Source organism: Aquipuribacter nitratireducens (genome assembly GCF_037860835.1).
GTDB classification, from domain to species: domain Bacteria; phylum Actinomycetota; class Actinomycetes; order Actinomycetales; family JBBAYJ01; genus Aquipuribacter; species Aquipuribacter nitratireducens.
Genome location: NZ_JBBEOG010000004.1, coordinates 222,291 through 245,297 on the forward strand (window position 1 = coordinate 222,291; position 23,007 = coordinate 245,297).

26 protein-coding genes are annotated in these 23,007 nt (G+C 75.6%); all 26 read left to right on the top strand.

Going from position 1 to position 23,007, the window contains the following annotated elements; all coding sequences use genetic code 11:
• Window positions 1-4 precede the first annotated feature (4 nt).
• The 26 genes from WAB14_RS09720 to WAB14_RS09845 all read left to right on the top strand — a co-directional run bounded on the left by WAB14_RS09720 (window position 5) and on the right by WAB14_RS09845 (window position 23,001).
• Window positions 5-412, top strand: coding sequence for a flagellar basal body rod protein FlgC (locus WAB14_RS09720; protein WP_340269384.1), 408 nt, complete (start codon window positions 5-7; stop codon window positions 410-412).
• Window positions 409-768: a flagellar hook-basal body complex protein FliE gene (gene fliE, locus WAB14_RS09725; protein ID WP_340269385.1), complete on the top strand. Its 360-nt coding sequence runs from the start codon at window positions 409-411 to the stop codon at window positions 766-768. Before WAB14_RS09720 ends, fliE begins: the two co-directional genes overlap by 4 nt.
• Complete coding sequence (gene fliF / locus WAB14_RS09730) at window positions 765-2,423, top strand: flagellar basal-body MS-ring/collar protein FliF (protein ID WP_340269387.1); 1,659 nt, start codon at window positions 765-767, stop codon at window positions 2,421-2,423. The genes fliE and fliF overlap by 4 nt, the downstream gene beginning before the upstream one ends.
• Window positions 2,420-3,538, top strand: coding sequence for a flagellar motor switch protein FliG (fliG, locus tag WAB14_RS09735; protein WP_340269388.1), 1,119 nt, complete (start codon window positions 2,420-2,422; stop codon window positions 3,536-3,538). Before fliF ends, fliG begins: the two co-directional genes overlap by 4 nt.
• Window positions 3,528-4,196: a hypothetical protein gene (locus tag WAB14_RS09740; RefSeq protein WP_340269389.1), complete on the top strand. Its 669-nt coding sequence runs from the start codon at window positions 3,528-3,530 to the stop codon at window positions 4,194-4,196. Before fliG ends, WAB14_RS09740 begins: the two co-directional genes overlap by 11 nt.
• Window positions 4,193-5,539 (top strand): FliI/YscN family ATPase, encoded by a 1,347-nt coding sequence (locus WAB14_RS09745; protein ID WP_340269391.1) that lies wholly within the window; start codon window positions 4,193-4,195, stop codon window positions 5,537-5,539. The genes WAB14_RS09740 and WAB14_RS09745 overlap by 4 nt, the downstream gene beginning before the upstream one ends.
• Window positions 5,536-5,958 (top strand): hypothetical protein, encoded by a 423-nt coding sequence (locus WAB14_RS09750; protein WP_340269392.1) that lies wholly within the window; start codon window positions 5,536-5,538, stop codon window positions 5,956-5,958. Before WAB14_RS09745 ends, WAB14_RS09750 begins: the two co-directional genes overlap by 4 nt.
• Window positions 5,955-7,073: a transglycosylase SLT domain-containing protein gene (locus tag WAB14_RS09755; protein ID WP_340269393.1), complete on the top strand. Its 1,119-nt coding sequence runs from the start codon at window positions 5,955-5,957 to the stop codon at window positions 7,071-7,073. Before WAB14_RS09750 ends, WAB14_RS09755 begins: the two co-directional genes overlap by 4 nt.
• 21 nt (window positions 7,074-7,094) lie before the next feature.
• Complete coding sequence (locus WAB14_RS09760) at window positions 7,095-8,561, top strand: flagellar hook-length control protein FliK (RefSeq protein ID WP_340269394.1); 1,467 nt, start codon at window positions 7,095-7,097, stop codon at window positions 8,559-8,561.
• A 54-nt stretch (window positions 8,562-8,615) separates the two neighbouring features.
• Window positions 8,616-9,119 carry a flagellar hook assembly protein FlgD gene (locus WAB14_RS09765; RefSeq protein ID WP_340269395.1) on the top strand — a complete coding sequence of 168 codons (504 nt, stop codon included), beginning with the start codon at window positions 8,616-8,618 and terminating at the stop codon, window positions 9,117-9,119.
• 43 nt (window positions 9,120-9,162) lie between these two features.
• On the top strand, window positions 9,163-10,338 hold the full coding sequence (gene flgF / locus WAB14_RS09770) for a flagellar basal-body rod protein FlgF (protein ID WP_340269396.1): 1,176 nt from the start codon (window positions 9,163-9,165) through the stop codon (window positions 10,336-10,338).
• A gap of 171 nt (window positions 10,339-10,509) precedes the next feature.
• Window positions 10,510-10,812 carry a flagellar FlbD family protein gene (locus WAB14_RS09775; protein WP_340269398.1) on the top strand — a complete coding sequence of 101 codons (303 nt, stop codon included), beginning with the start codon at window positions 10,510-10,512 and terminating at the stop codon, window positions 10,810-10,812.
• A complete protein-coding gene (locus tag WAB14_RS09780) occupies window positions 10,812-11,594 on the top strand; it encodes a motility protein A (protein WP_340269400.1) in 783 nt (260 codons plus the stop codon). Before WAB14_RS09775 ends, WAB14_RS09780 begins: the two co-directional genes overlap by 1 nt.
• A 3-nt stretch (window positions 11,595-11,597) precedes the next feature.
• Window positions 11,598-12,494 (top strand): flagellar motor protein MotB, encoded by an 897-nt coding sequence (locus tag WAB14_RS09785; RefSeq protein WP_340269402.1) that lies wholly within the window; start codon window positions 11,598-11,600, stop codon window positions 12,492-12,494.
• Between the two features lie 76 nt (window positions 12,495-12,570).
• A complete protein-coding gene (locus WAB14_RS09790; RefSeq protein ID WP_340269403.1) occupies window positions 12,571-13,098 on the top strand; it encodes a flagellar basal body-associated FliL family protein in 528 nt (175 codons plus the stop codon).
• A gap of 93 nt (window positions 13,099-13,191) precedes the next feature.
• Window positions 13,192-14,094: a flagellar motor switch protein FliM gene (locus WAB14_RS09795; protein ID WP_340269404.1), complete on the top strand. Its 903-nt coding sequence runs from the start codon at window positions 13,192-13,194 to the stop codon at window positions 14,092-14,094.
• Window positions 14,091-14,915: a flagellar motor switch protein FliN gene (fliN, locus tag WAB14_RS09800; protein WP_340269405.1), complete on the top strand. Its 825-nt coding sequence runs from the start codon at window positions 14,091-14,093 to the stop codon at window positions 14,913-14,915. The genes WAB14_RS09795 and fliN overlap by 4 nt, the downstream gene beginning before the upstream one ends.
• Window positions 14,916-14,924: 9 nt before the next feature.
• The gene (locus tag WAB14_RS09805) at window positions 14,925-15,353 is read left to right on the top strand and encodes a FliO/MopB family protein (protein ID WP_340269406.1); all 429 of its coding nucleotides are present in this window, start codon (window positions 14,925-14,927) and stop codon (window positions 15,351-15,353) included.
• Entirely contained in the window at window positions 15,350-16,213 is an 864-nt protein-coding gene (gene fliP / locus WAB14_RS09810; RefSeq protein WP_340269407.1) for a flagellar type III secretion system pore protein FliP, read from the top strand. Before WAB14_RS09805 ends, fliP begins: the two co-directional genes overlap by 4 nt.
• A 4-nt stretch (window positions 16,214-16,217) precedes the next feature.
• On the top strand, window positions 16,218-16,493 hold the full coding sequence (locus WAB14_RS09815; RefSeq protein WP_340269408.1) for a flagellar biosynthetic protein FliQ: 276 nt from the start codon (window positions 16,218-16,220) through the stop codon (window positions 16,491-16,493).
• 20 nt (window positions 16,494-16,513) lie between these two features.
• Window positions 16,514-17,275 (top strand): flagellar biosynthetic protein FliR, encoded by a 762-nt coding sequence (locus WAB14_RS09820; RefSeq protein ID WP_340269409.1) that lies wholly within the window; start codon window positions 16,514-16,516, stop codon window positions 17,273-17,275.
• A 5-nt stretch (window positions 17,276-17,280) separates the two neighbouring features.
• A complete protein-coding gene (locus tag WAB14_RS09825) occupies window positions 17,281-18,453 on the top strand; it encodes an EscU/YscU/HrcU family type III secretion system export apparatus switch protein (protein ID WP_340269411.1) in 1,173 nt (390 codons plus the stop codon).
• Between the two features lie 112 nt (window positions 18,454-18,565).
• On the top strand, window positions 18,566-20,605 hold the full coding sequence (gene flhA, locus WAB14_RS09830) for a flagellar biosynthesis protein FlhA (RefSeq protein ID WP_340269413.1): 2,040 nt from the start codon (window positions 18,566-18,568) through the stop codon (window positions 20,603-20,605).
• On the top strand, window positions 20,583-22,070 hold the full coding sequence (locus tag WAB14_RS09835; protein ID WP_340269415.1) for a hypothetical protein: 1,488 nt from the start codon (window positions 20,583-20,585) through the stop codon (window positions 22,068-22,070). The genes flhA and WAB14_RS09835 overlap by 23 nt, the downstream gene beginning before the upstream one ends.
• Complete coding sequence (locus tag WAB14_RS09840; protein ID WP_340269417.1) at window positions 22,067-22,768, top strand: PilZ domain-containing protein; 702 nt, start codon at window positions 22,067-22,069, stop codon at window positions 22,766-22,768. Before WAB14_RS09835 ends, WAB14_RS09840 begins: the two co-directional genes overlap by 4 nt.
• A complete protein-coding gene (locus WAB14_RS09845) occupies window positions 22,765-23,001 on the top strand; it encodes a hypothetical protein (RefSeq protein ID WP_340269418.1) in 237 nt (78 codons plus the stop codon). The genes WAB14_RS09840 and WAB14_RS09845 overlap by 4 nt, the downstream gene beginning before the upstream one ends.
• Window positions 23,002-23,007 lie beyond the last annotated feature (6 nt).

Here is a 23,007-nt window from a genome sequence, read left to right on the forward strand (position 1 = left end):
CACCATGACGACCTTCCCCGTCTTCGGCGTCGCCGGCTCCGGTGTCGCGGTCTACCGCAAGTGGCTCGACGCGGTCAGCGACAACATCTCCAACATCAACACGGTCCGCCCGACGAGCGAGGCCGCGTTCCGGGCCCGGTACGTCATCGCGCAGGCCACGCAGCTCGAGCCCGGCGTCGGGGGCGTCACCGTCGGCGGCATCCGGCTCGGCAGCGCCGAGGGCCGCATGGTCTACGACCCCACGCACCCCTTCGCCGACGAGGGCGGCTACGTGCGCCTGCCCGACATCGACCTCGGCAGCCAGATGACCCAGCTGATGATGGCCCAGCGCGGCTACCAGGCGAACCTCGCCGTCGTCGACCGCGCCCGCGACGCCTACAGCGCCGCCATCAACGTCGGGCGGAACGCATGAGCCTCCAGCCCATCACCTCCGTGGCCCCCACCGCGCCGACCGGACCCGTCGCGGGCCTCACGCCCGCCCTGCCGGCGCTCGACGCCGACCCCGCCGCCGGCGGCCGCTTCGACGCGGCCCTCGCGCAGGCCACCGGCAGCAGCCTCGGGGCGTCGGCCGTCGGCCGGCTCGAGGACCTCCAGCGCCTGCACGCGACGAGCGACGACCTCGCCGTCAAGGCCGTCACCGGCCAGCTCGCCGACCCCAGCCAGTACACGATCGCCGCCACCGAGGCGAACCTCGCGACGCAGATGACGGTGGCGCTGCGCAACAAGGCCGTCGAGGCCTACTCGGAGATCATGAGGATGCAGCTGTGAGCCCCCGCGGACCCCGTCAGGGCCAGGTCGTGAGCAACGACCCCCGGGTCCTCGCCACGCAGAAGGCCCGCCAGGCCCGCTCGGCGTGGTCGGAGCTTCCCGGCGCCCAGAAGACCGTCGCGACGGTCGTGCTCGTCGCGCTCCTCGCGGGCGGCTACGCCTTCTGGCAGTGGCAGAGCACGCCCGCCTACGGCCCGCTGTTCACGGGGATGTCGAGCAGCGACGGCGGCGCGGTCGTCCAGCAGCTCCAGGCCGCGGGTGTGCCCTACAAGCTGACCGACGGCGGCGCCACCGTCCTCGTCCCCAGCGACCAGGTCTACGAGCAGCGCCTCCAGATGTCGGCCGCGGGCCTTCCCTCCGGTGACGGCGGCGGCTACTCCCTCCTCGACGAGCAGGGTGTGACGGCGTCGCAGTTCCAGCAGAAGGTCGCCTACCAGCGCGCGGTCGAGGGCGAGCTCGCGAGCACGATCCAGGCCATCGACGGCGTCGAGGCGGCGGTCGTCCACCTCGCGATCCCGGAGAAGGACGTCTTCCTCGAGGCCGACGACGCCCCCACCGCCAGCGTCCTCGTGAAGACGCAGGCCGGCCGCAGCCTCGAGAAGGGGCAGGTCCAGGCGGTCGTCAACCTCGTCTCGTCCTCGGTCGAGGGCATGGAGCCGGACGCCGTCACGGTCGTCGACGGCGAGGGCACCCTGCTGTCGGCCTCCGGCACGGGAGTCGGCGGTGCGGGCTCCATGGGCGGCGGCGAGGCCGCCGACATGACGGCCGAGTACGAGCAGCGCGTCGCGGGCAGCCTCCAGACCCTCCTCGACACCGTCGTGGGCCGCGGCAAGGCCGTCGCGACCGTCACCGCCGACCTCGACTTCGACGCCCGCGACACCACCACCGAGCGCTTCATCGCCGAGGACGGCGTCCCGCCGCTCAGCGAGACCAGCGACACCGAGACGTACACCGGCGCCGGCAGCGGCGAGGCCGGGGTGCTCGGCCCCGACAACATCGTCGTCCCCAACGGGACGCTCGGAGGCGCCGAGTCGGCGTACGAGTCGGAGTCCCGCACCGTCAACAACGCCGTCGGCAAGGTGACGGAGAAGGTCCAGTCCGCGCCCGGCGCGGTGCAGCGGCTCAACGTCTCCGTCGTCGTCGACCGTGACGCCGTCGCCCGGACCGACATGCTCGCCCTCCAGAACACGGTGTCCGCCGCCGTCGGGTTCGACGCCGCACGCGGGGACCAGATCAACGTCACGCAGATGCCGTTCGACACCGGTGACGCGGAGGCCGTCGCCGAGGAGCTCGAGGCCGCGGAGGCCGCGGAGGCCGCGGCCGGCCAGCAGCAGACGATCTGGAACGCCGCCCTCGCCGGGCTCGTCCTCGTCGTCGTGATCCTCTCGATCATCCTCGGGGCCCGCGGGCGCCGCCGTCGCAGCGAGCCCGTCGACCTCGGCCTCTACGCCCCCCTCGAGGAGGAGCCGGAGCCCGCGCCCCTGCCGCCCGTCCCGGCTCCCCGGGAGGCCCTGCCGCCGGCCGCGGACGCCGAGCGCATGCAGCTAGACGCCCTGTCGCGGCAGCGCGAGGAGGTCCTCGAGCTCGTCGACCGCGAGCCGGCCGAGGTGGCCGAGCTCCTCCGCTCCTGGCTCGCCGACCGGAGGAGCTCGTGACCGCGCCCGTCGCCGAGGCGGTCGGTGCCACCGGTGCCGCCGGTACCGCCCCGACCGTCGAGCAGGCCCTGGCCGCCGTCGAGGCGGCCGCCCGGCCCGCACCCGCAGTCGACCTCAGCGGGCTGCAGAAGGCCGCCGTGCTCCTCGTCATGCTCGGCAAGGACCGTGCCGCCAGCGTCCTCACCCACCTCAAGGGCACCGACCTCGACGAGCTCGTCGCACAGGTCGTGCGGCTGCGGGACGTGCCGCCCGTCGTCGCCGGCGAGGTGCTGAGCCAGTTCCACTCCCTCGCCGTCCGGCAGGGCGTGGTCGGGGCCGGTGGCGAGGGGTTCGCCCGCGAGGTCCTCGAGCGGTCCCTCGGCAAGGAGTCCGCGGGCGACGTCATGCGCCGGATCGCCTCCGTCGTCGCGGAGCGGCCCCTGAAGTTCCTCCAGGACATCGACCCGCAGCAGCTCATGAGCATCCTGCGCGGCGAGCACCCCCAGACCCTCGCGGCGGTGCTCGTCCACCTGCGTCCCGACCAGGCCTCCGTCGTGATGGCCGGTCTGTCGCCGGCCGACCAGGCCGCCGTCGCCCGTCGCATCGCCACCACGGGCCGGTTCTCCCCGCACGCCCTCGTCGTGCTCCAGGACGCCCTCAAGGCCCGCACGTCGTCGGTGCTGCCCCAGTCGCAGAGCGAGACCGCGACCGGAGGCGTGCAGTCCCTCGTCGAGGTCATCAACCGCGCCGACGCCGCGACGGAGAAGTCCATCCTCGAGGGGCTCGAGGCGACCGACGCCGCCCTCGCCGACGAGGTCAAGGCGCGCCTGTTCGTCTTCGCCGACATCGTCGGCCTCGAGGACCGGGCCGTGCAGATGGTGCTGCGGCAGGTCGACTCCGTCGTCCTCGCGACGGCCCTCAAGAGCGTCGCGCAGAACGTCCGCGACAAGGTCCTGCAGAACGTCTCCGAGCGTGCCCGCGCCGACCTCCTCGAGGAGATCGAGGTCATGGGTGCGGTCCGGGTCAGCGCGGTCGAGGAGGCCCAGGCGACGATCGTCCAGGTCATCCGCGCCCTCGAGGAGTCGGGCCAGCTCGTGGTCCGGCGCGGCGGAGGGGACGACGAGTATGTCTCGTGAGGCCGGCACGCTCACCGTCCGCACGTTCACCCCGGGCCGGGTGCCCGGCGCCGTCGCCGGGGCACCCGCGACGGCCCCCGGCGGTGCCGGCTTCACGTCCGGGTACGCCGCCGGCTACGCCGAGGGCGTCCGGCGCGCCGCCGCCGCGGCCGCCGCCGAGCAGAGCGCGTGGCTCGCCGCCCGGGAGGACGCCGCCGCCCGCGAGCGGGCCCGGCTCGTCGACCTCCTCCTCGGTCTGCGGGCCGCGGAGGTCGCCCGCGCCGAGGCCGCCCGCACCGAGCTCGCGCCGCACCTCGACGTCGTCGCCGCCGCCGCTGCGCGACTGGCCCGCGACGTCGTCCTCGAGGCCGCACCCACGGCGGCCGCCCTGCGCGCGCGCCTCGACCGCGCGGTCGCCGCCTGCGGGCCCGTGACGGGCCCCGTCGAGGTCCGCGTGTCCCCCGACGGTGCCGCCGTCCTCGGCGCCACCGGAGTGCGGCCCGACGCGCTCCCGACCGGGCTCTCGGTCGTCGCCGACGGCTCCCTCGCCCCCGGCGACGTCGTCGTCCGCGCGGGCGCGGCCACGGTCACCGACCTCGTCACCGACGCCGTCGCGGCCCTCGACCTCGTCCGCGAGGACCCCGACGCCGCGGCGCCCACCTCCGGGGGGACCGCGTGAGCCGCGCGCTCGCCGCCGCCACCGCGTCGGCGCTCGCTCCCCGGCTCGAGCGGGCGGGTGACGCCGCGGCGCCGCGCCGCAGCGGCCGCGTGTGCGGCGTCGTCGGTCTCGGCGTCGAGGTGGACGGGGTCCAGGCCGCCGTCGGCGAGATCCTCGAGCTCGACGCCCCGACCGGCCCCCTGGAGGCGGAGGTCGTCGCCGCGCACGGACCCCGCCTCAGCTGCACGCCGCTTCACGGCACGACCGGGCTGTCCGTCGGCACCCCGGTGCGGGCCACGGGAACGACGGCCCGCGTGCCGCTCGGCCCCGGGCTCCTCGGACGCGTCATCGACCCCACCGGCCGCCCCCTCGACGGGCGCCCCGCACCGGTCGCGGCCGCCTGGGGTGCCGTCGAGGCCAGCGCCCCGAGCCCGCTCGCCCGCGGCCGCATCGACGCCCGGCTGCCGCTCGGGGTCCGCGTGCTCGACGCGTTCACCCCCGTCGGGCGCGGTCAGCGCATCGGTGTGTTCGCCGGCTCCGGCGTCGGCAAGTCGTCGCTGCTGTCGATGATCACGCGGAACAACGCCGCGACCGTCACCGTCGTCGCGCTCGTGGGCGAGCGCGGTCGCGAGGTCCGCCAGTTCGTCGAGGACGACCTCGGTCCCGAGGGCCTCGCCCGCTCCGTCGTCGTCGTCGCCACCTCCGACGACCCGCCCCTGCTCCGCCTCCGGGCGGCCTTCGCCGCCACCCGCATCGCGGAGGGGTTCGCCGCCGCCGGCCACGACGTCGTCCTGCTCATGGACTCCCTCACCCGCGTCGCGCACGCGCAGCGCGAGGTCGCGCTCAGCGCCGGCGAGCCACCGGCCACGCGCGGCTTCCCGCCGTCGGTGTTCGCCGTGCTGCCGCGGCTGCTCGAGCGCGCCGGACCGCTGCCCGTCGGGTCGATCACGGGCGTCTACACCGTCCTCGTCGACGGCGACGACCACAACGAGCCCGTCGCCGACAACGTCCGCGCCGTCCTCGACGGCCACGTCGTCCTCGACCGGGCCATCGCCACCGCCGGACGCTTCCCCAGCGTCGACGTCCTCGCGAGCATCTCCCGCCTCGACCGCCACGTCAGCGCCCCGGACGACCTCGCCGCGGCGGCCCGGGTGCGCCGGCTGCTCGCCGCGCACCGCGATGCCCGCGACCTCGTGGAGGTCGGCGCGTACGTGCCGGGCAGCAACGCCGACGTCGACGCGGCCCTGCGACTGCAGCGCCCGATCGAGGACTTCTGCCGCCAGGGGCTCGCCGAGCCCGCCCCCCTCGCCCGGACCCTCGACGGTCTGCGCGCCCTCGCCCACGCCGCCGGAGGTGCATCGTGAGCTTCGCCGCCCTGCTGGGTCTGCGCCGACGCGAGCGCGCGACGGCCGAGCGCAGCCTCGCCACCGCGACCGCCGTGCGCGTGCGCGCGGAGGCCGCGCGCGCCGAGGTCGTCGGTCGGCTGCACAACGACCCCTTCCTGCTCGACAGCGCGGGCGACCCCCGCCTCGCGCTCGCCCGGCGCGCCGGTCTGCTCGCCGACCTGTCGCGGGCCGGGGACGCGGTCGTCGCGTCTTCGACGGAGGAGGAGCGCGAACGGCTCCTCGCCTCCCAGGCCCGGGTGCGGCTGCGGGCGGTCGAGCGTCTGGAGGAACGTCGCGTCGCGGAGGAGCGCGCCCGACGGGCCGCCGCCGAGGCCGCCGAGCTCGACGACGTCGTCGCGTCGCGTCGCCCCGCGGCCCGGACGGAGGTGGGGTCGTGAGCGTCGTCGAGGTGCAGGCCCGCATCGCCGCCATCAGCGGCCAGCTGCAGCAGCTCACCGGGCGCCGCGCCGCGGTCGACCCGCTGCAGGCCGACGCCTTCGCCGCCCAGCTCGGTCAGGCCGGCGCCGCGCTCGGGCTGTCGTCGCCCGCTGCGGGCGGCCCCGGGCAGCCCGTGACCGACGTCGCCGCGCTCCAGCGGCTCCTGGGGGCGGGGGGGACGGGCGGGGTGGCCGCCGTGGGCGGCACGTCGCCGACGGCGGGCGGGAGCGCCGACGACGGCCGGGTCACCGGCGGCGACGTCGTCGCCGCGGCGCGCAAGTACCTCGGCGTGCCGTACAAGTGGGGCGGTACCGACCCCCGGACGGGGCTCGACTGCTCCGGCCTCGTCCAGCGGGTGTTCAAGGACCTCGGCGTCGACGTCCCCCGTACCGTCGCCGACCAGCGCCGCGCCGGCGACGCCGTCCCCTCGCTCGCGCAGGCCCGACCCGGCGACCTCATCGCCTTCTCCAGCGAGCGCTCCCCGAGCGGGCGCCACATCGGCATCTACATCGGCGACGGAAAGATGATCAACGCCCCGCGGGCCGGCAAGGACGTCATGATCTCCGACGTCTGGGCCCCGGAACGGATCACCGCCATCCGTCGCATCGTGCCCGCCGACGCGCCCGCGACGGCGCAGCCGGCCCAGCCCGCTCAGGCCGCTCAGGCCGCTCAGGCGGCGGCCCGTCCGGGTTGGGCGGCGACGGCGGGCGGTCTCGCCGAGGCGTTCACGGCGGCCACCGCCCGCTACGACCTGCCCACCGGGCTGCTCGAGGCGGTCGCGCGCCGGGAGTCGGGCATGCGCTCCGACGCCGTCAGCCCCGCCGGTGCGATCGGGCTCATGCAGCTGATGCCCGGCACCGCCCGCGAGCTGGGCGTCGACCCCCGCGACCCGGTCGCCTCCATCGACGGGGCCGCGCGCTACCTGCGGCAGCAGCTGAACGCGTTCGGGACGCTCGAGCTCGCGCTCGCCGCCTACAACGCAGGCCCCGGCAACGTCCGCCGCTACGACGGCATCCCGCCTTTCGCCGAGACCCACGCCTACGTCTCGGCGATCCTCGCCGACCTTCGGGCCTGACGGCCCACGACCGGAGCAGCCATGAGGACACCACCCCCCGCCGCGGCCCTCGCCGACGCGGTCGTGCCCGCGCGACGGACGAGCGAGCGTGGTGCGGAGCGCGCCCAGCGCGACGAGCGGGCCGCCGGGTTCGAGCGCGCCCTCGCGCGAGCGGGGTCCGGCGACGCGCGCGAGCCCGCGCCGCGCCGCGCCCCCGCTCCGCACGACGGCGGTCCGGAACCCGTCCGGGCCGTGCGCGCCGGACACGCCGACGACCGCACCGACGACCGCACGGTGACGGACCCCGCGACGCCCAGCACCGACGGCGACGCCCCGACGGACCGGCCCGCCGTCGACCCCACGACGGGGTCGGCCGCGACCGTCGACACCGGCGCTCAGGCCGAGGCCGCGGCCGCCGACACCCCGGCCGCCGCCCTCGCAGCCGCGCGGGAGCGCCTCGGCCTGCGGGGCGCGGCACCGGCGTCCGCGGACCCCACCCTCGGGACGACGGCAGCGGGTACCGGTCGGGCGGGGGTCGGCCCGACGGGCCCCACCGGTCCCGTGGTCACCCTCACGACGTCCCCTGCGCCGGCACCCGCTCCCGACGCGGCGGCGGGCGGCGGGGCCGCAGGACGACCGGCTCCGGGCGCACCCGGCGCGGACGTCGCGGTGCTCCCGGTGGCCCCGACCGCGGCGTCCCCTGCCTCGTCGACCGAGGCGGCCGGTCCGGTCGCCACGAGCGACGCGACGTCCCTGCCGGGCGCGACCCCGGGCACCCCGACCGGCGCAGCCGCTGCACCCGGCGCCGCCGCCACCACCGGGGCGCCGCACGCCGCGGACGCGGGCGCCTCCGGCGACAGGCCCGCGCCGTCGCAGGTCCCGGCCGCGGCCAGCACGAGCGCGGCGGCGTCCGGGGCCGCCGGGGCGACCCGGTCCGTGTCCGGCGTCGCGACCGTGCGGCCGGCGCCCGCCGAGCCCGCCGGCCCCCCGGTGCCGACCGCGGCGACCCTCGCCCCGTCGACGGCCGGCCCGACCGTCACCGGACCGGCCGCCGCACCGGCGTCGACGCCCGTCGGCGGAACGGTCGGCATCGGGCCGTTCACCCTCGACCAGCTCGACCGGGTGGCGGCCGCGACCCGCGCCCGTGTCGCGGTCGCGGAGGCCGGCGAGGTCACGCGCCTCGTCGTCCACCTGTCACCCGCGGAGCTCGGTCCTGTCCGCATCACCGCCGAGCTCGCCCCCGCCGGTCTCCAGCTGTCGCTGGCGGGCGGCGACGAGGCGACGCGAGACGCCCTGCGCGACGCCCTCGGCGACCTCCGCCAGCAGCTCGGCTCCGGCTCCCACGACGCCGGTCGCGAGCACCGCGGCGGCCACCGGGAGCCCGGTGGGACCGCCGGTGGCCCGGGTGCCCCGGTCCTCGTCCCGTCCCGCCCCGAGGGGGCTCCCGCGGCCGTCGCCGTCGAGCGGCCCGCCGGGGGTCCCCGGCGGGGGGTGGACGTCCGTGCGTGAGAGCCGCCCGACGCCCCTGCAGCCCCGCGACGCCACCACCCCGAGGAGCGCACCATGACCGTCCCCACCTCCGGCCTCGTGACGGGGTCGCTGCAGACGACCGCGTATCAGCCCCAGAGCACCGCGCCCACCGCCGGTGACGAGCTCGGGAAGGACGCCTTCCTCAAGCTCCTCGTCGCGCAGCTGCGCTACCAGGATCCGCTCAACCCGGCGGAGGGCGCGGAGTTCATCGCCCAGACCGCGCAGTTCACCCAGGTCGAGAAGCTCCAGGAGGTGGCCGACGCCACCGCCGGGTCGTACGCCCTCCAGCAGCGCTGGGGAGCGGCCGCGGCGGTGGGGGCCGACGTCACGTTCCTCGCCGCCGACGGGGTGCCCGCGACCGGGACCGTCGTCGCCGCCGTCCTGACGGGTGACGAGCCGGTGCTCAAGGTCAAGACCGGCACGACCACGACCGAGGTCCCGTTCGGGAAGGTCCAGGAGCTCCTCGCTCCCGGCAGCAGAACCACCAGCACCACGGAGAGCACCACCCCAGGCACGGATGCCGCCCCTTCGGCCTGACGACCGTCAGAGCCCCACCGCGACACCGACCCAGGAGGCCACCGTGCTCCGCTCCATGTTCAGCTCCATCAGCGGGCTCCGTGCCCACCAGACCATGATGGACGTCACCGGCAACAACATCGCCAACGTCAACACGACGGGCTTCAAGGGCTCGCAGACGATCTTCCAGGACACCCTCAGCCAGCTCCTGCAGGGAGCCGGCGCCCCCGACGCCAACAGCGGCGGCACCAACCCCGCCCAGGTCGGCCTCGGCACGCGCGTCGCGGGCATCTCGACGAACTTCAGCCAGGGCGCCGCCCAGACGACCGGCCGCGCGACCGACCTCATGATCAGTGGGGACGGGTTCTTCGTCGTCGACAACGGCAACGAGACGCTCTACACCCGCGCCGGCTCCTTCAGCTTCGACGCGCAGGGTCGGCTCGTCACGCCCGACGGCGCGATGGTGCAGGGCTGGGGCGCGACCGGTGGTGTCGTCGACACCAACGGCCCGCTCGGCCCCCTCACGCTCCCGATCGGCGTGCTCATGCAGCCGCAGGCGACGTCGACGGTCACGATGGGCGGCAACCTGCCGGCGGACTCCGCGGGCACGACCCCGATCACGACCGCGCTCGAGGTGTACGACGCGCAGGGCAACGCGCGCACCGTCACGGTGCAGTTCACGAAGGTGAGCGCGACGCAGTGGACGGTCACCGCGACCGACCCGCTGAGCGGCACGACGACCGGCACGGTGACGTTCGCGGCCGACGGGACCAACCCGACACCGCCGACCATGACCGTCGGCGGGATCGCCCTCGACCTGTCGGGGATGACCGGCTACGCCGGCACGAGCACGGCCGCGGCGCTGAGCCAGGACGGCTACGCCGTCGGCACCCTCACGTCGTTCGGCGTGGGACCGGACGGCGGGCTCGTCGGCGTGTTCTCCAACGGACGCCGCGAGGTGCTCGGCCAGCTCGCCCTCGCGACCTTCGCCAACCCCAACGGCCTGGAGAAGGCGGGCGGCTCGATGTACCGCCCGAGCGTCAACACCGGTGCCGTGCAGGTCGGCGTCCCCGGCGACGGCCGCGGCACCCTCGCCGGCGGCATGCTCGAGATGAGCAACGTCGACCTCTCCCAGGAGTTCACCAACCTCATCATCGCCCAGCGCGGCTTCCAGGCGAACTCCCGCGTCATCACGGCCTCCGACGAGATCCTCCAGGACCTCGTCAACATGAAGCGCTGACACGCGCACCGGGGCAGGGGTCCCCCGGACGGACGCACGTTCGCCCGTCCGGGGGATGACCCGGTCGGCCCCTCACCGGCCCGGCGGCCCTGCCGATCCACCCACCAGCACCACCCGGCACCACGGCCCGCCACGGACGGCGGACCGGACCACACCCCACGGACGGACATCGTGATCAGACTGACCAGGCTCAACGGGACCGAGTTCTCGCTCAACCCGGACCTGATCCACCGGGCGGAGGAGACCCCGGACACCGTGCTGACCCTCATCGACGGCAGCCGGTACGTCGTCACGCAGTCCCTCTCCGAGATCGTCGACAGCGTCGTCGCCTACCGCGCGCGCGTCGTCGCCGAGGCCAACCGGCTCACCGCCGAGGGCGAGTGGGTCGCCGACGACGACGCCGACGAGCGGCGTCAGGACCAGGCCCACCACGACGGCGCGGACGTCGTCGAGCTCCGGACCAGGAGGGCCTGATGGACCCGATGACCCTCATCGGGATCGCCCTCGCGTTCGCGGCGATCTTCACCTCCGCCATCCTCGAGGGCGGCAACCCGATGGCGATGTTCTTCCTGCCGCCCATGCTCCTCGTGTTCGGTGGCGCGCTCGGCGCCGGCCTCGCCGGCAACACGCTCAAGGACGCCCCGAAGTTCGGCAAGGCCGCGATCAAGTCCCTCGCCGGGAAGGCCGTCCAGCCCGACCGGTCCCTCGGGACCGTCGTCCAGCTCGCCGAGCAGGCGCGCCGCGAGGGTCTCCTCGGGCTCGAGGAGGCCGCCGCGAAGGTCGACGACCCCTTCCTCAAGGAGGCGCTCGAGCTCGCGATCGACGGCACCGACCCCGAGGACCTCCAGGACGTCCTCATGGGCCGCATCGAGGCGAAGAAGGCCGCCGACAAGCACGGCGCGAAGTTCTTCGCCGACCTCGGCGCCTACGCGCCGACCGTCGGCATCATCGGCACCGTCCTCGGCCTCGTCCACGTGCTGGAGAACCTCTCCGAGCCGGAGACGCTCGGGCACCTCATCGCCGCCGCGTTCCTCGCGACGCTGTGGGGCGTCCTGTCGGCCAACGTCCTGTTCCTGCCGATGGCGGCCCGCCTCAAGCGGCTCAGCGAGCTCGAGGTCGCGAGCATGGAGGTCGTCCTCGAGGGCGTCCTCGCCATCCAGGCCGGCTCCAGCCCGCGCGTCGTCGCGCGCAAGCTCGCGAGCCTGCTGCCCCCGGGGACGGCCGCGCCCGCCACCGGTGCGAAGAAGGCGGCCTGAGCCATGGCGAGGCGCCACGCGAAGCACGAGGAGGAGGAGCACGAGAACCACGAACGGTGGCTCATCTCCTACGCCGACATGATCACGCTGCTCATGGTCCTGTTCGTCGTGATGTTCGCCATCAGCAACGTCGACCAGAAGAAGTTCGCCGCCCTCAGCGAGGGCCTCGCCGCCGGCTTCGGTGCGCCGCGCTACATCGTGAGCGACGGCGGGCAGGCCGTCATCGACGGCAAGGGCGCCATGATCGACCCGGTCCAGGTCTCGGTCATCGCCCCGCCCGTGCCCGTGCCGCCCGCGCAAGGGGAGACCGCGCTCGAGCAGGCCTCGCCCGCCGACGCCGCCGAGGCGCAGCAGGCGGTCGGCGACGCGCAGGCCGAGCTCGCGTCCCTCGACGAGATCGCCGCCGAGGCCCGGGAGGCGCTGGCGACCGAGGGCCTCGAGAGCCGCGCCGACTTCCGAGTGACGGAGGACGGGCTCGTCGTCGTCCTCTTCGCCGACGACGTCTTCTTCACCAGCGCGAGCGCGGAGCTGCAGCCCACCGGCGCGCGGGTCGTCGACGCCCTCGCTCCCGTCCTCGCCGACAGCGGCCGTCCCGTCGACGCCGAGGGTCACGCCAACCACCTGCCCGTACGCAGCACGAGCGCGTACCCGTCGAACTGGGAGCTGTCCGCCGCGCGCGCCGCGTCGGTCGTCCGCCGCCTCATCGAGGTCGACGGCCTCGACGGCTCGCGGCTCACCGCCGCCGGCTACAGCGACACCCGGCCGCTGGTCCCGCCGTCGGACCCGACGTCGATCGAGGTCAACCGCCGGGTCGACCTGCTCGTCCGCTCGACCGCCCGCCCCGAGGTGCGCGCGCTGCTCCCGCAGCTCGCCGAGGCCCGACGGACGGCGGCCGGATGAGCACCACGACCACTCCGACGACCAGCCCGACGACCAGCCCGACCTGCACCGCACACCACCACCCGGAGGACCCGACATGTCGACCGTGACCGACCGCGCGCTCACCAAGGGCGCGAAGGTGCCCCAGCAGCGCGGCGCCGGCGACGGCGTCGAGGAGGCCGCTCCCAAGGGGAAGAAGAAGCTGCTCCTCGTGGTCGTCGCCGTCGTCGTGCTCCTGCTCGGCGGAGGGGCCGCCGCGTTCGTCCTCCTCGGCGGGTCCGGCGAGGCGACGGCCGAGGAGGCGGCCACCGCGGAGGAGCACGCCGAGCCCGAGCCGGGGGAGGTGCTCGCGCTCGAGCCCGTCACCATCAACCTCGCCGACGGCCACTACCTCCAGGTCGGCATCGCCCTGCAGGCGGCGCTGGAGGAGGGCGGTGGCCACGGCGAGCTCGAGGGGAGCAAGGCCCTCGACATCCTCATCGCCGACCTCACGGGCAAGGAGATGACCGAGCTGCAGGACCCGGCGAAGCGCGCGGAGGTCAAGGCCCACCTCGTCGAGGAGATCGCGCACGCGTACCACGAGGCCGTCTACGACATCTACTTCACGACGTTCGTCATGCAGTAGGCCCACCGAGCACGAGAGCGCAGCGGGCGGGCTCCCCCGAGCGGGGTCACCCGTCAGGCTCAAGGACCACGGAGAGCCGCCGATAGGTGATCCGTGCGGACACCTCACGCCTCGACGGCCCCCGGCCGCGGGCGCGCCGTCGGGACGCCCGAGCCCTACGACTTCCGGCGACCCACGAAGCTGTCGCGGGAGCACGCCCGTGCGCTGCAGGTGGTGTCGGAGACGTTCGCGCGGCAGTGGGGGACGCAGATGTCGTCGATCCTCCGCGACGGCGTCGTCGAGCCCGGTCCGGTGTCCCAGACGACGTACGGCAAGTGGGTGGCCGGGCTGCCCGCGCCGTCGCTGCTCGCGACGGTCGCGACCGGCGAGATCGGTGACCTCGTGCTCCACGTGCCGCAGGAGCTCGCGATGGTGTGGGTCGACCGGCTCCTCGGGGGCCGCGGCGAGGCCGAGCAGCCGTCGCGGCCCGCCACCCAGCTGGAGTCGCAGCTGCTCCGCGGGCTCCTCGACCGGGTCGTGGCGGAGCTGCCGTACGCCTTCGCGCCGCTCGGCAGCGTCACCGCCCGCGTCGGCGCGCTCGAGACCAATCCGCAGTTCGCCCAGGTCGTCGGCTCCGCCGAGGCGATGGTCGTCATCGAGTTCGTCGTCACGGTCGCCGAGGTGACAGCGACCGCGTCGCTCGCCGCGCCCTTCGACGCCCTCCAGCCGCTGCTCGACCCCGCGGGCGACGAGCGCGCCGTCGTCCGCACGAACCCGGCCGCCCAGCAGGGCCTCGCCGAGGTCCCCATGACCGTCGGGGCCCGCATGCGGGGGGTCGCCATGGCGTCCGAGGACGTCCTCGCCCTCGCCGTCGGCGACGTCGTCCGGCTCGGGCACGGCGCCGACCACCCCCTCCTCCTCGTCGCCGGCGAGCGCGCGTTCGCGCGCGCCGTGCCCGCCGACCGCCGCAACCGCCTCGCCTGCATCGTCGTCGACCCGCGGAAGGACCTCCCGTGACCAGCCTCTCCTCCTCGACACCCGGCACCGGCACGACCGCCAGCACCCACGCCGAGGCCGCCGCCGCGACCGCCGGCGCCGCCGCGTGCGCGCTGCTGCCGCTCGAGCCGGGCTCGGTGCCGGTGCCCGTCGCCGTCTCCACGGTCCCCGGGGTGCCCACGACCGCCGTGCCGGCCGACCACGTCGCCGTCACCGCCCGCTGGACCGGCGCCGGCGACGGGCTCGTCGCGCTCCTGCTCTCCCCGGACGCGCTCCTCGCGCTGTCGGGCGGCGAGTCCCCCGACGCCGCGGCGCTCGTGCCGGCCCTCGAGGCCGCCGCCTCCGCTCTCGGGCCGTGCGTGCTGGGACCCGCGGAGACCACGAGCGCCCCCGGGCTCCTCGAGCAGCTGCTCGCCGAGGGCGCCGACGCCGCCCTCGTCCGGCTCGGTGCCGACGGCGACCCCGCGGCCACCGTCCACCTCGCCGTCGTGGCCCGCGCCACCGCGCCGACGACCGCGCACGTGCCCGGTCAGCGCACGCCCGCCGGCGCCGGCGCCGGCGCGGCGACGCGCAGCGCGACCGGGCGCGGCATCGAGATGCTCCGCGGTGTCCACATGGAGGTCACGGCCGAGATCGGCCGCACCCGCATGACGGTCCAGGAGCTCCTCGAGCTCGCCGCCGGGTCCGTCGTCGAGCTCGACCGGCCCATCGGCAGCCCCGCCGACCTGCTCGTCAACGGCCGCCTCTTCGCGCGCGGTGAGGTCGTCGTGGTCGACGAGGAGTTCGCCCTGCGGATCACGGAGATCGTCGAGCCCGACGACGACGTCCACCGGACCGCCTGAGGCCGACCCGTGGAGACCCTCGAGCTCGTGGTGCGCAGCGCCGGCGGCCTGCTGGCGGTGCTCGGCACCGTCTGGCTGCTCACGCGGGTGGCACGCGCGCGAGGCGGCGCGGGCACCCCGACCGGGCACCGGCTGCGGGTCGTCACACGCGCGTCGGTCGGGCGTCGCGCCAGCGTCGTGAGCGTCGACGCCGGGGACCGGGTCCTCGTGCTCGGCGTCACCGACGGCGCCGTCCGCCTGCTCGCCGAGCAGCCGGCGCTGCCGGTGACCGACGACCCCGCGGCCCCGGTCGAGCGCAGCACGGTCGCTCCCGGCGTGGTGGAGCCGGGCGCTGCCGTCGTGCCGTCACCGCGCTCGCCCGTCGCGGGCTCGCTGCTCGACGCGGCGACGTGGCGCAGCGTCGTGCAGGTCGCCCGCGACCGGACCGTCCGCCGGTGAGCGCGGCCCGTGCAGGACGCCCGTCGCGCGTCCTGCTGCTCCTCGTCGCGCTCGGCGTGCTCCTCGGCGCGCTCGGTCTCGGCGCCGTGCTCGCGGACGGGGCCGCCGCCGCCACGCCCGCGCCGGTCGCCACCCCCACGGCTCCCGCGGAGCCGAGCGCACCCGCCGCGCCCGCGGGGCCGTCGGAGGGCGGGACGGTGTCCCTGGAGGTCAACGGCCCTGACGGCACACCGGCGTCCGCGCTCGTCCTCATCCTCGTCATCACCGGTCTGTCGGTGGCGCCGGGCCTGCTCCTCATGACGACGGCGTTCACGAAGATCGCTGTGGTCCTCGCGCTCACGCGCAACGCCATCGGGCTGCAGATGACCCCGCCGAACCAGGTCCTCATCGGGCTCGCGCTGTTCCTCACGCTCTTCGTCATGGCGCCGACGGTGAGCACGATCAACGACACGGCCGTGCAGCCCTACCTCGCGGGCGACCTGCCGGTCGGGGAGGCCTTCACCGTCGGGCTCGGGCCGCTGCGGGAGTTCATGCTCGGGAGCACGCGACCGGAGGAGCTCGCGCTCATCACGCGCGCGGCGGGCCAGGAGCTGCCCGCCGACGCCGAGTCGGTGCCGATCACGACGCTCATCCCGGCGTTCGTCCTCAGCGAGCTCCGCTCGGCGTTCATCATCGGCTTCGTCATCTTCGTGCCGTTCCTCGTCATCGACCTCGTCGTGTCGAGCGCGCTCATGAGCGTCGGCATGATGATGCTCCCGCCGGTCATCATCAGCCTGCCGTTCAAGATCCTCCTCTTCGTCCTCGTCGACGGCTGGGGCCTCGTGGTCCGTGCCCTCGTCGGCTCCTACGGCGGGGGGTGACGCGGTGACCGACGCCACCGTCGTCGAGATCGCCCTCGCCGCGCTCTGGCTCGGGGCGAAGCTCGCCGCCCCCGTCCTCGTCGCCTCCCTCGTGGTCGGCTTCGTCGTCTCCCTGTTCCAGTCGGTCACGCAGATGCAGGACCCGTCGCTGGCGTTCGTGCCGAAGCTCGTCGCCGTCGGGATCTGCCTCCTCGTCTTCGGCAGCTGGATGATCACGGAGGCGACGCTGTTCACGGAGGAGCTGTACGGGCGCATCCCGGACCTCGTCCGGGGCGGCTGAGCCGGTCGGGTGCACGGCTGATGGTCGTCGACGTCCCCTCCGAGACCCTCGCGGCGCTGCTGCTCGGCATGCTGCGCGTCGTCGGGTGGCTCGTCGTCGCGCCGCCGTTCTCCGGTCGCGCGGTCCCGGCGCCCCTCAAGGCGCTGCTCGCGGTCGGGCTCACCCTGCCGGTGCTGCCCGCCGTCCGGGCGGACCTGCCCCCGCTCGAGCCCGGTCCCTTCGCCGCGGCCGCCGTCGTGCAGCTGCTCACCGGGCTCGGGCTCGGCTTCGTCGCCTTCCTGCTGTTCCAGGCGTTCCGCACCGCCGGCGACCTCGTCGACAACCTCGGCGGCTTCGCCCTCGCCACCGCGTTCGACCCGACGAACCAGACCCAGGCCTCGGTCATCGGCCGGTTCCAGGGGATGCTCGCCGGGGCGCTGCTCCTCGTCACCGACGGCTGGCTCGTCGTGTGGCACGGCTTCTTCCGCAGCTGGGAGGTGCTGCCCGTCGACGCCGCGTTCGACGCGCGCGCGTTCGCCGTCGCCGCGACCGACGGGCTCGGGCAGATGCTGCTCCTCGGGGTGCAGATCGCCGCGCCGATGCTCGCGGTCCTCTTCGTCGCCGACGTCGGCCTCGGCCTCGCGACCCGCATCGCCCCGCAGCTCAACGCCTTCGCCACGGCCTTCCCCGTCAAGATCCTCCTCACGCTCACCCTCGTCGGGTACACGTTCGTCGCGATGCCGGGCGCCGTCACGAGCACCGCGGACACCATCGGCGCCACGCTCCTGCAGGTCGCGGGGTAGCGGGGGTGGCGAAGGACGGCGGCGGCCAGGAGAAGACCGAGGCCCCCACACCGCGCAAGCTCAAGGAGGCGCGGGACCAGGGGCAGCAGCCGCGCACGCAGGACCTGTCGGCGTGGGCGTCGGTGGCGGCGATGGCGGTGACGGCGCCCGCCGTCGTGGGCGCCGGGCACCGGCAGCTCGCCGATGTCGTCCAGCGGGCGGCCGCCGTCGCCGAGGACCCGGACCCGGCCGTCGCGGTCGGGCTGCTGGGGGACGCGGTCGGCTCCGGGATGCTCCTGCTCGTGCCGCTGGTGGGCGCGGCGGTCCTCGCCACAGTCGTCTCCCACGTCATCCAGGGCGGCGTGCACCCGGCGTGGCAGAAGGCCAAGCCCGACCTCAAGCGGCTCAACCCCGTCGAGGGCGTCAAGCGGATGTTCGGGCTCATGACGCTGTGGGAGGCGGCGAAGACCCTGCTGAAGAGCGTCGTCCTCGTCCTCGTCGCGTGGTGGGCCGTCGCCCGCATGATGCCCGCCCTCCTCGGGGCGGGGTCGGCACCCCTCGGCGGCACGCTCGACACGATGCGGGACTCCCTCGCCCTCCTCCTGCAGGTCGCGGTCGCGACCGGCGTCGTCATGGCCGCGGCCGACTTCGCCGTCCAGAAGCGGAAGTCGATGAAGGACCTCCGCATGACGAAGCAGGAGGTGAAGGAGGAGGCGAAGACGACCGAGGGCAACCCGCTGGTGAAGCAGGCCCGCCGCTCGCGGCAGATCGCCCTCACCCGCAACCGCATGATGGCTGCGGTCGCGACCGCGGACGTCGTCGTCGTCAACCCCACCCACTACGCCGTCGCCCTGCGCTACGAGGCGGGGAAGGGGGCACCGAAGGTCGTCGCGAAGGGCGTCGACGCCGTCGCGGGGAAGATCCGCGAGCGCGCCGGCGAGCACCGCGTGCCGATGGTGGAGGACGTCCCCCTCGCCCGCTCCCTCCACGCCGCGTGCGAGGTCGGCGACGAGATCCCCGGCGAGCTGTTCGAGGCGGTCGCCCACGTCCTCGCCTTCGTCATGCAGCTGCGGGCGAAGGGCAGCGCCGCCGGCACCCACCGCGACGCCCGCCGGCGCGGCGAGGTGCCGGACGGCACGGCCCTGCGCCGCGAGCGCGCCCGCCGGCGGCGCCGCCGCCCTGCGCCCGCGCCCGGCTGAGGGACGCGGCGCCGGGCGCTCAAGTCCGGGACCCCGTCTGCCGACGGAGCACGTGCCAGGACGGCGCAGCACGGCCACGGAACGGCCACGAGCACCATGAGCTGAGGTCTGCGTGAGCGCGTCCGGCATCGGTCGTTACGCCCTGCCCGTCGGGGTCGTCGGCATCGTGCTGCTGCTCGTTGTGCCGCTGCCCCCGGCCCTGCTCGACGGCCTCATCGTGCTGAGCATCGCCATCAGCGTGCTCGTGCTCCTCACCGCCATGTACGTCGAGCGACCCCTCGACTTCTCGATCTTCCCGGCGCTGCTGCTCGTCATCACGCTGTTCCGGCTCGGGCTCAACGTCGCCTCGACGCGGCTCGTGCTGCTCGACGGCTACGCGGGCGACGTCATCGGCGCCTTCGGCGAGTTCGTCATCGGCGGGTCCCTCGTCGTCGGCCTCGTGATCTTCCTCATCCTCACCGTCATCCAGTTCGCCGTCATCACCAACGGCGCCACCCGCGTGGCGGAGGTCGGCGCGCGCTTCACCCTCGACGCCCTGCCCGGCAAGCAGATGGCGATCGACGCCGACCTCAACGCGGGCCTCATCGACGAGGACACGGCCCGCACGCGGCGCGCGGAGGTCACGGCCGAGGCCGACTTCTACGGCGCGATGGACGGTGCCTCGAAGTTCGTCAAGGGCGACGCGATCGCCGCGATCATCATCACGATCATCAACCTCCTCGGCGGGTTCGGCGTCGGCGTCGCGCAGAAGGGCATGGGCTGGGGCGACGCCCTGTCGACGTACTCGCTGCTGACGGTCGGCGACGGTCTCGTCTCCCAGATCCCCGCCCTGCTCACCTCGGTCGCGACCGGCCTCATCGTCACCCGCGCCACCTCGCAGGGCGACATGGGCTCCGACGCCGCCTCGCAGCTGCTGCGGAGCACCCGCGCCCTCACCATCGGCGGCGCCGCCATCGCCGGCCTCGCCGTCGTGCCGGGGCTGCCGAAGCTGCCGTTCCTCCTCGTCGGCGGAGCCATGCTCGCCCTCGCCGTGCGCGCCCGCCGCGCCGGCAGCGACGAGGACGAGCCCGGCGACGACCTCGAGCCCGCTCCCGTCGACCCCACCCAGCAGCTCGTCGAGGACATGTCCGTCGACCCGCTCGAGGTGGTCCTCGCGAGCGACCTCGTCGACCTCGTCGACGCCGGCGCCGGTGGCGACCTCCTCGACCGGGTCCGTGCCCTGCGGCGCAAGGTCGCCCTCGAGATCGGGCTCGTCCTGCCGCCCGTCCGCACCCGGGACTCCCTCGACCTGCCGCCCGGCTCGTACTCCGTCGTCGTGTCCGGCGTCGAGGTCGGGCGCGGGCAGGCGCCCGCCGGGAAGGTCCTCGCCCTCGGCGACATGCTCGACGGCCTGCCGGGCGTCACGACCGTCGAGCCCGTGTTCGGGCTTCCCGGCAAGTGGCTGCCGGTCGAGGCCCGGCACCAGGCCGAGCTCGCCGGCGCGACGGTCGTCGACCGCGGGTCGGTCCTCATCACCCACCTCGGTGAGGTGGTCCGGGCGAACGCCTCGCGGCTGCTGTCGCGGGAGGACGTCAAGGGCCTCGTGGAGTCCGTCCGGCGCCAGCACCCCGTGGTGGTCGAGGAGCTCGTGCCGTCCCAGCTGTCGCTGGGGGAGGTGCAGCGGGTGCTGCGCGGCCTGCTCGACGAGCGGGTGCCCGTCCGCGACCTCGTCAGCATCTTCGAGGCGCTGTCGCTGCGCGCCCGGGTGTCGAGCGACGTCGACGGCCTCGTCGAGGCCGCCCGCGCCGGCCTCGGCCCCGCGGTGGCGGACGCGTTCACCCGCGACGGCGTCCTCCGCGTCCTCACCCTCGACCCGCTGCTGGAGCACGAGCTCGCCGAGCACGTCCGCCCCGGTGAGGACGGCCCGGTCGTGCAGCTGGAACCCGGCACCCTCGGCCGCGTCCTCGACGCGCTGACCGCGGCCGTGCAGCGGGTGGACGCCCTCGGCGTCGAGTACGTGCTGGTGTGCGCGCCGGGCCTCCGCTCGGCGCTGCGCCGGCTGGTCCAGGCCGCGGTGCCGACGCTCGCGGTCCTCTCCTACACCGAGGCCGGTCAGGCGCCTCGGGTCGAAGCAGTTGGGACGGTGACGAATGCCTCGGCAGTTGCGTCTTGAGGGCCCCGCCCTGGAGCCCCTCCTCGAGCAGGCACGACGGGAGCACGGCGCCGACGTCGCCGTCGTCGACGCCCAGCGCGTGCGGACCGGCGGGATCGGCGGGTTCTTCGCCCGCGAGCACTACGAGGTGACGGTGAGCGTCGCCGACCCGGTGGCCAGGCCGGTCGTCGGGCCGGTCGCCGGGCCGGTCGACGGGCCGGTCGACGGGCCGGTCGCCGACCCGGTGGCCAGGCCGGTCGTCGGGCCGGTCGCCGGGGCGGTCGACGGCTCCATCGGCGCCCTCCTCGCCGCCGCGGACGGCGGCGACGTCGCGAGCGTCGCCGGACCGGCTCCCGCCCCGGTCCCGGCCCCGCGGCCCCCGGCGCGTCCGCTGTCGACCGAGTCGCCGGCCTTCGACGACGTGCTCGCCGCCCTCCGGGCCGACCTGCTCGGGGTGCCCGAGGACGCCGTCACGGCCCTGCCGGTGACCGCTGCCGCGCTCGCCGGCGCGAGGACCTGGGCGCCCACGGCCGTGCTCGACGTCGAGGGCGGGGCGGCACCGGACACCGAGCCCGCCCCGACGACCGCACCCGTTTCCGAGCCGGCGTCCGGCCCCGTCGGGTCGACCACCCCGAGCGGTGTGGTGCTCGAACCCCGTCGCCAGGTCCCGGCGCAGCCCGTGCCGCCCGCGGCGGACGACCGCCAGGTCGGTCAGGAGATCGACCGGAAGATCGACCGGGAGATCGACCGGGAGATCGGCCGGAGGATCGACGAGGAGATCGACCCCGTCGCGCACCTCGCCGCGCTCGCGGTCGCCGTCGGGGCGCCGTCGCGGCTCGCCCGGCTCGCCGCCGAGGACGTCGTCGCGTCGGGCTGCACGACCGCCCACCTGCGCCTGCCGCTCCTCGCGGCCGCCCTCGGCTCCCGGCTCGCCGCCGACACGGTCCCGCTGTCCGCCGCCGCGGGGGAGCTCGTCGTCGTCACCGGGCCCGCCGCCCACGTCGTGACGACGGCTGCCGCCGTCGCCGCACGACTCGGTCGCGCCCGCACGGCGCGCTGGGACGACTCGACCACCGGGTCCCGCGCGCGACGCCGCACGGGCGTCGCGACGCCCGCGGACCTGCCGACCGAGGCCGTCGCCGACGTGCACGAGGTCGCCGGCCTCCGCGAGCGTGCCCGCGCCGCCGGCGCCGCGCTCGTCCTCCACGTCGTCGACGCCGACGCCGGCCTCCTCGACGTGCTCGCCCCCGACCTCGTCGTCGCGGTCGTCGACGCCTCGCGGGCGGTCCGCCCGGCCGAGCGGGAGCCGCTCGCCCCGACCACCGCCGTGGTCCCCGACGTCGTCGCGCTCGTCGGGGCGGCGACGGCGATCGCCCCGGCGACGCCGCGTCCGGCGCCGCTGACGCTCCTCGACGACCGGCACGCGACCGAGGGTGCGTGGACGGGGGTCCTGCTCGACGCCCTGCGCTGGGTCGACGGCACGTGAGCCGCAGCCCCGCCGTCGAGCTGCCCCGGGTCAACACCCCGGTGCTGCTCACCATGCCGGGCGTGGACGGCGACGTCCGCAGCCGGCTGGAGGACACGTGGGGCGCCGACCTCGTCGTCGCCGCGGTCGTCGTGCCCGGCAGGGTGGGGGTCCGGCGCGTCGGCACGCAGATGACCGTCGCGTGGGCGGTCCCGCCGCGCGGTCTGCTCGAGCTGCCGTGCACGCTCGTGGAGTCGCGGCAGCACGAGCAACCGCCCCTGTGGGTGCTGCGTCCGGTCGGCGCGCCGCGTCGCGTCCAACGGCGGCGGTTCGTGCGGGCCGACGTCGTGGCGCGTGCCCTCCTCGCCGAGTGGGTGGACCCCGTCGTCCCGACGCCCGCCCGTCCGGACCCGCGGGCGGTGTCCGCCCCCGCGTGGCTGGTGCCGGGCCAGGTCGTCGACCTCTGCGAGGGCGGGGCGCGGGTCGTCGTGCCCGCCGGGCACGTCGTGCCGGTGGAGGTCGGTGACCGGCTGCGGCTCACCGTCGACCTGCCGGGCGCCGTCGTCGTGGCCGAGGCGCACGTCGTCGCCTCGGAGCCGATGACCGAGCGTCGCCACCAGCTGCGGCTGTGGTTCGAGCTGTCCGACCGTGACGCCGAGGCGGTGCGGCGTGAGGTCCTGCGCCGACAGACCGAGGCGCGTGGCATGAGGGAGTCGTGATGGGGTTCGTCCCGCTGTACGGGCTGGTGCTCGCCTCGCCCGTGGTCCTGCAGGCTCTGCAGGGGCACCGACCGGTCCACGAGGCCCTCGTGGTGTGGCTCGTCGCGATGCTGCTCGCGATGGGCGGGGTCAGGCTCTGGTCCGTCGTCACGACCCCGGCGCCCGCCCCTGCCGTGCGGCCGACGCCCTACGACGGACGCGCCGAGCCGCGCCGCCGACGCGACGACGCCTGATCCGCC

Bases quoted from the DNA above. Each gene is read 5' to 3' on its own strand.
- WAB14_RS09720 (WP_340269384.1), top strand. From the start codon at position 5: ATGACGACCTTCCCCGTCTTCGGCGTCGCCGGCTCCGGTGTCGCGGTC.
- fliE (WP_340269385.1), top strand. From the start codon at position 409: ATGAGCCTCCAGCCCATCACCTCCGTGGCCCCCACCGCGCCGACCGGA.
- WAB14_RS09740 (WP_340269389.1), top strand. From the start codon at position 3,528: ATGTCTCGTGAGGCCGGCACGCTCACCGTCCGCACGTTCACCCCGGGC.
- WAB14_RS09760 (WP_340269394.1), top strand. From the start codon at position 7,095: ATGAGGACACCACCCCCCGCCGCGGCCCTCGCCGACGCGGTCGTGCCC.
- WAB14_RS09765 (WP_340269395.1), top strand. From the start codon at position 8,616: ATGACCGTCCCCACCTCCGGCCTCGTGACGGGGTCGCTGCAGACGACC.
- WAB14_RS09780 (WP_340269400.1), top strand. From the start codon at position 10,812: ATGGACCCGATGACCCTCATCGGGATCGCCCTCGCGTTCGCGGCGATC.
- WAB14_RS09785 (WP_340269402.1), top strand. From the start codon at position 11,598: ATGGCGAGGCGCCACGCGAAGCACGAGGAGGAGGAGCACGAGAACCAC.
- WAB14_RS09790 (WP_340269403.1), top strand. From the start codon at position 12,571: ATGTCGACCGTGACCGACCGCGCGCTCACCAAGGGCGCGAAGGTGCCC.
- WAB14_RS09820 (WP_340269409.1), top strand. From the start codon at position 16,514: ATGGTCGTCGACGTCCCCTCCGAGACCCTCGCGGCGCTGCTGCTCGGC.
- WAB14_RS09835 (WP_340269415.1), top strand. From the start codon at position 20,583: ATGCCTCGGCAGTTGCGTCTTGAGGGCCCCGCCCTGGAGCCCCTCCTC.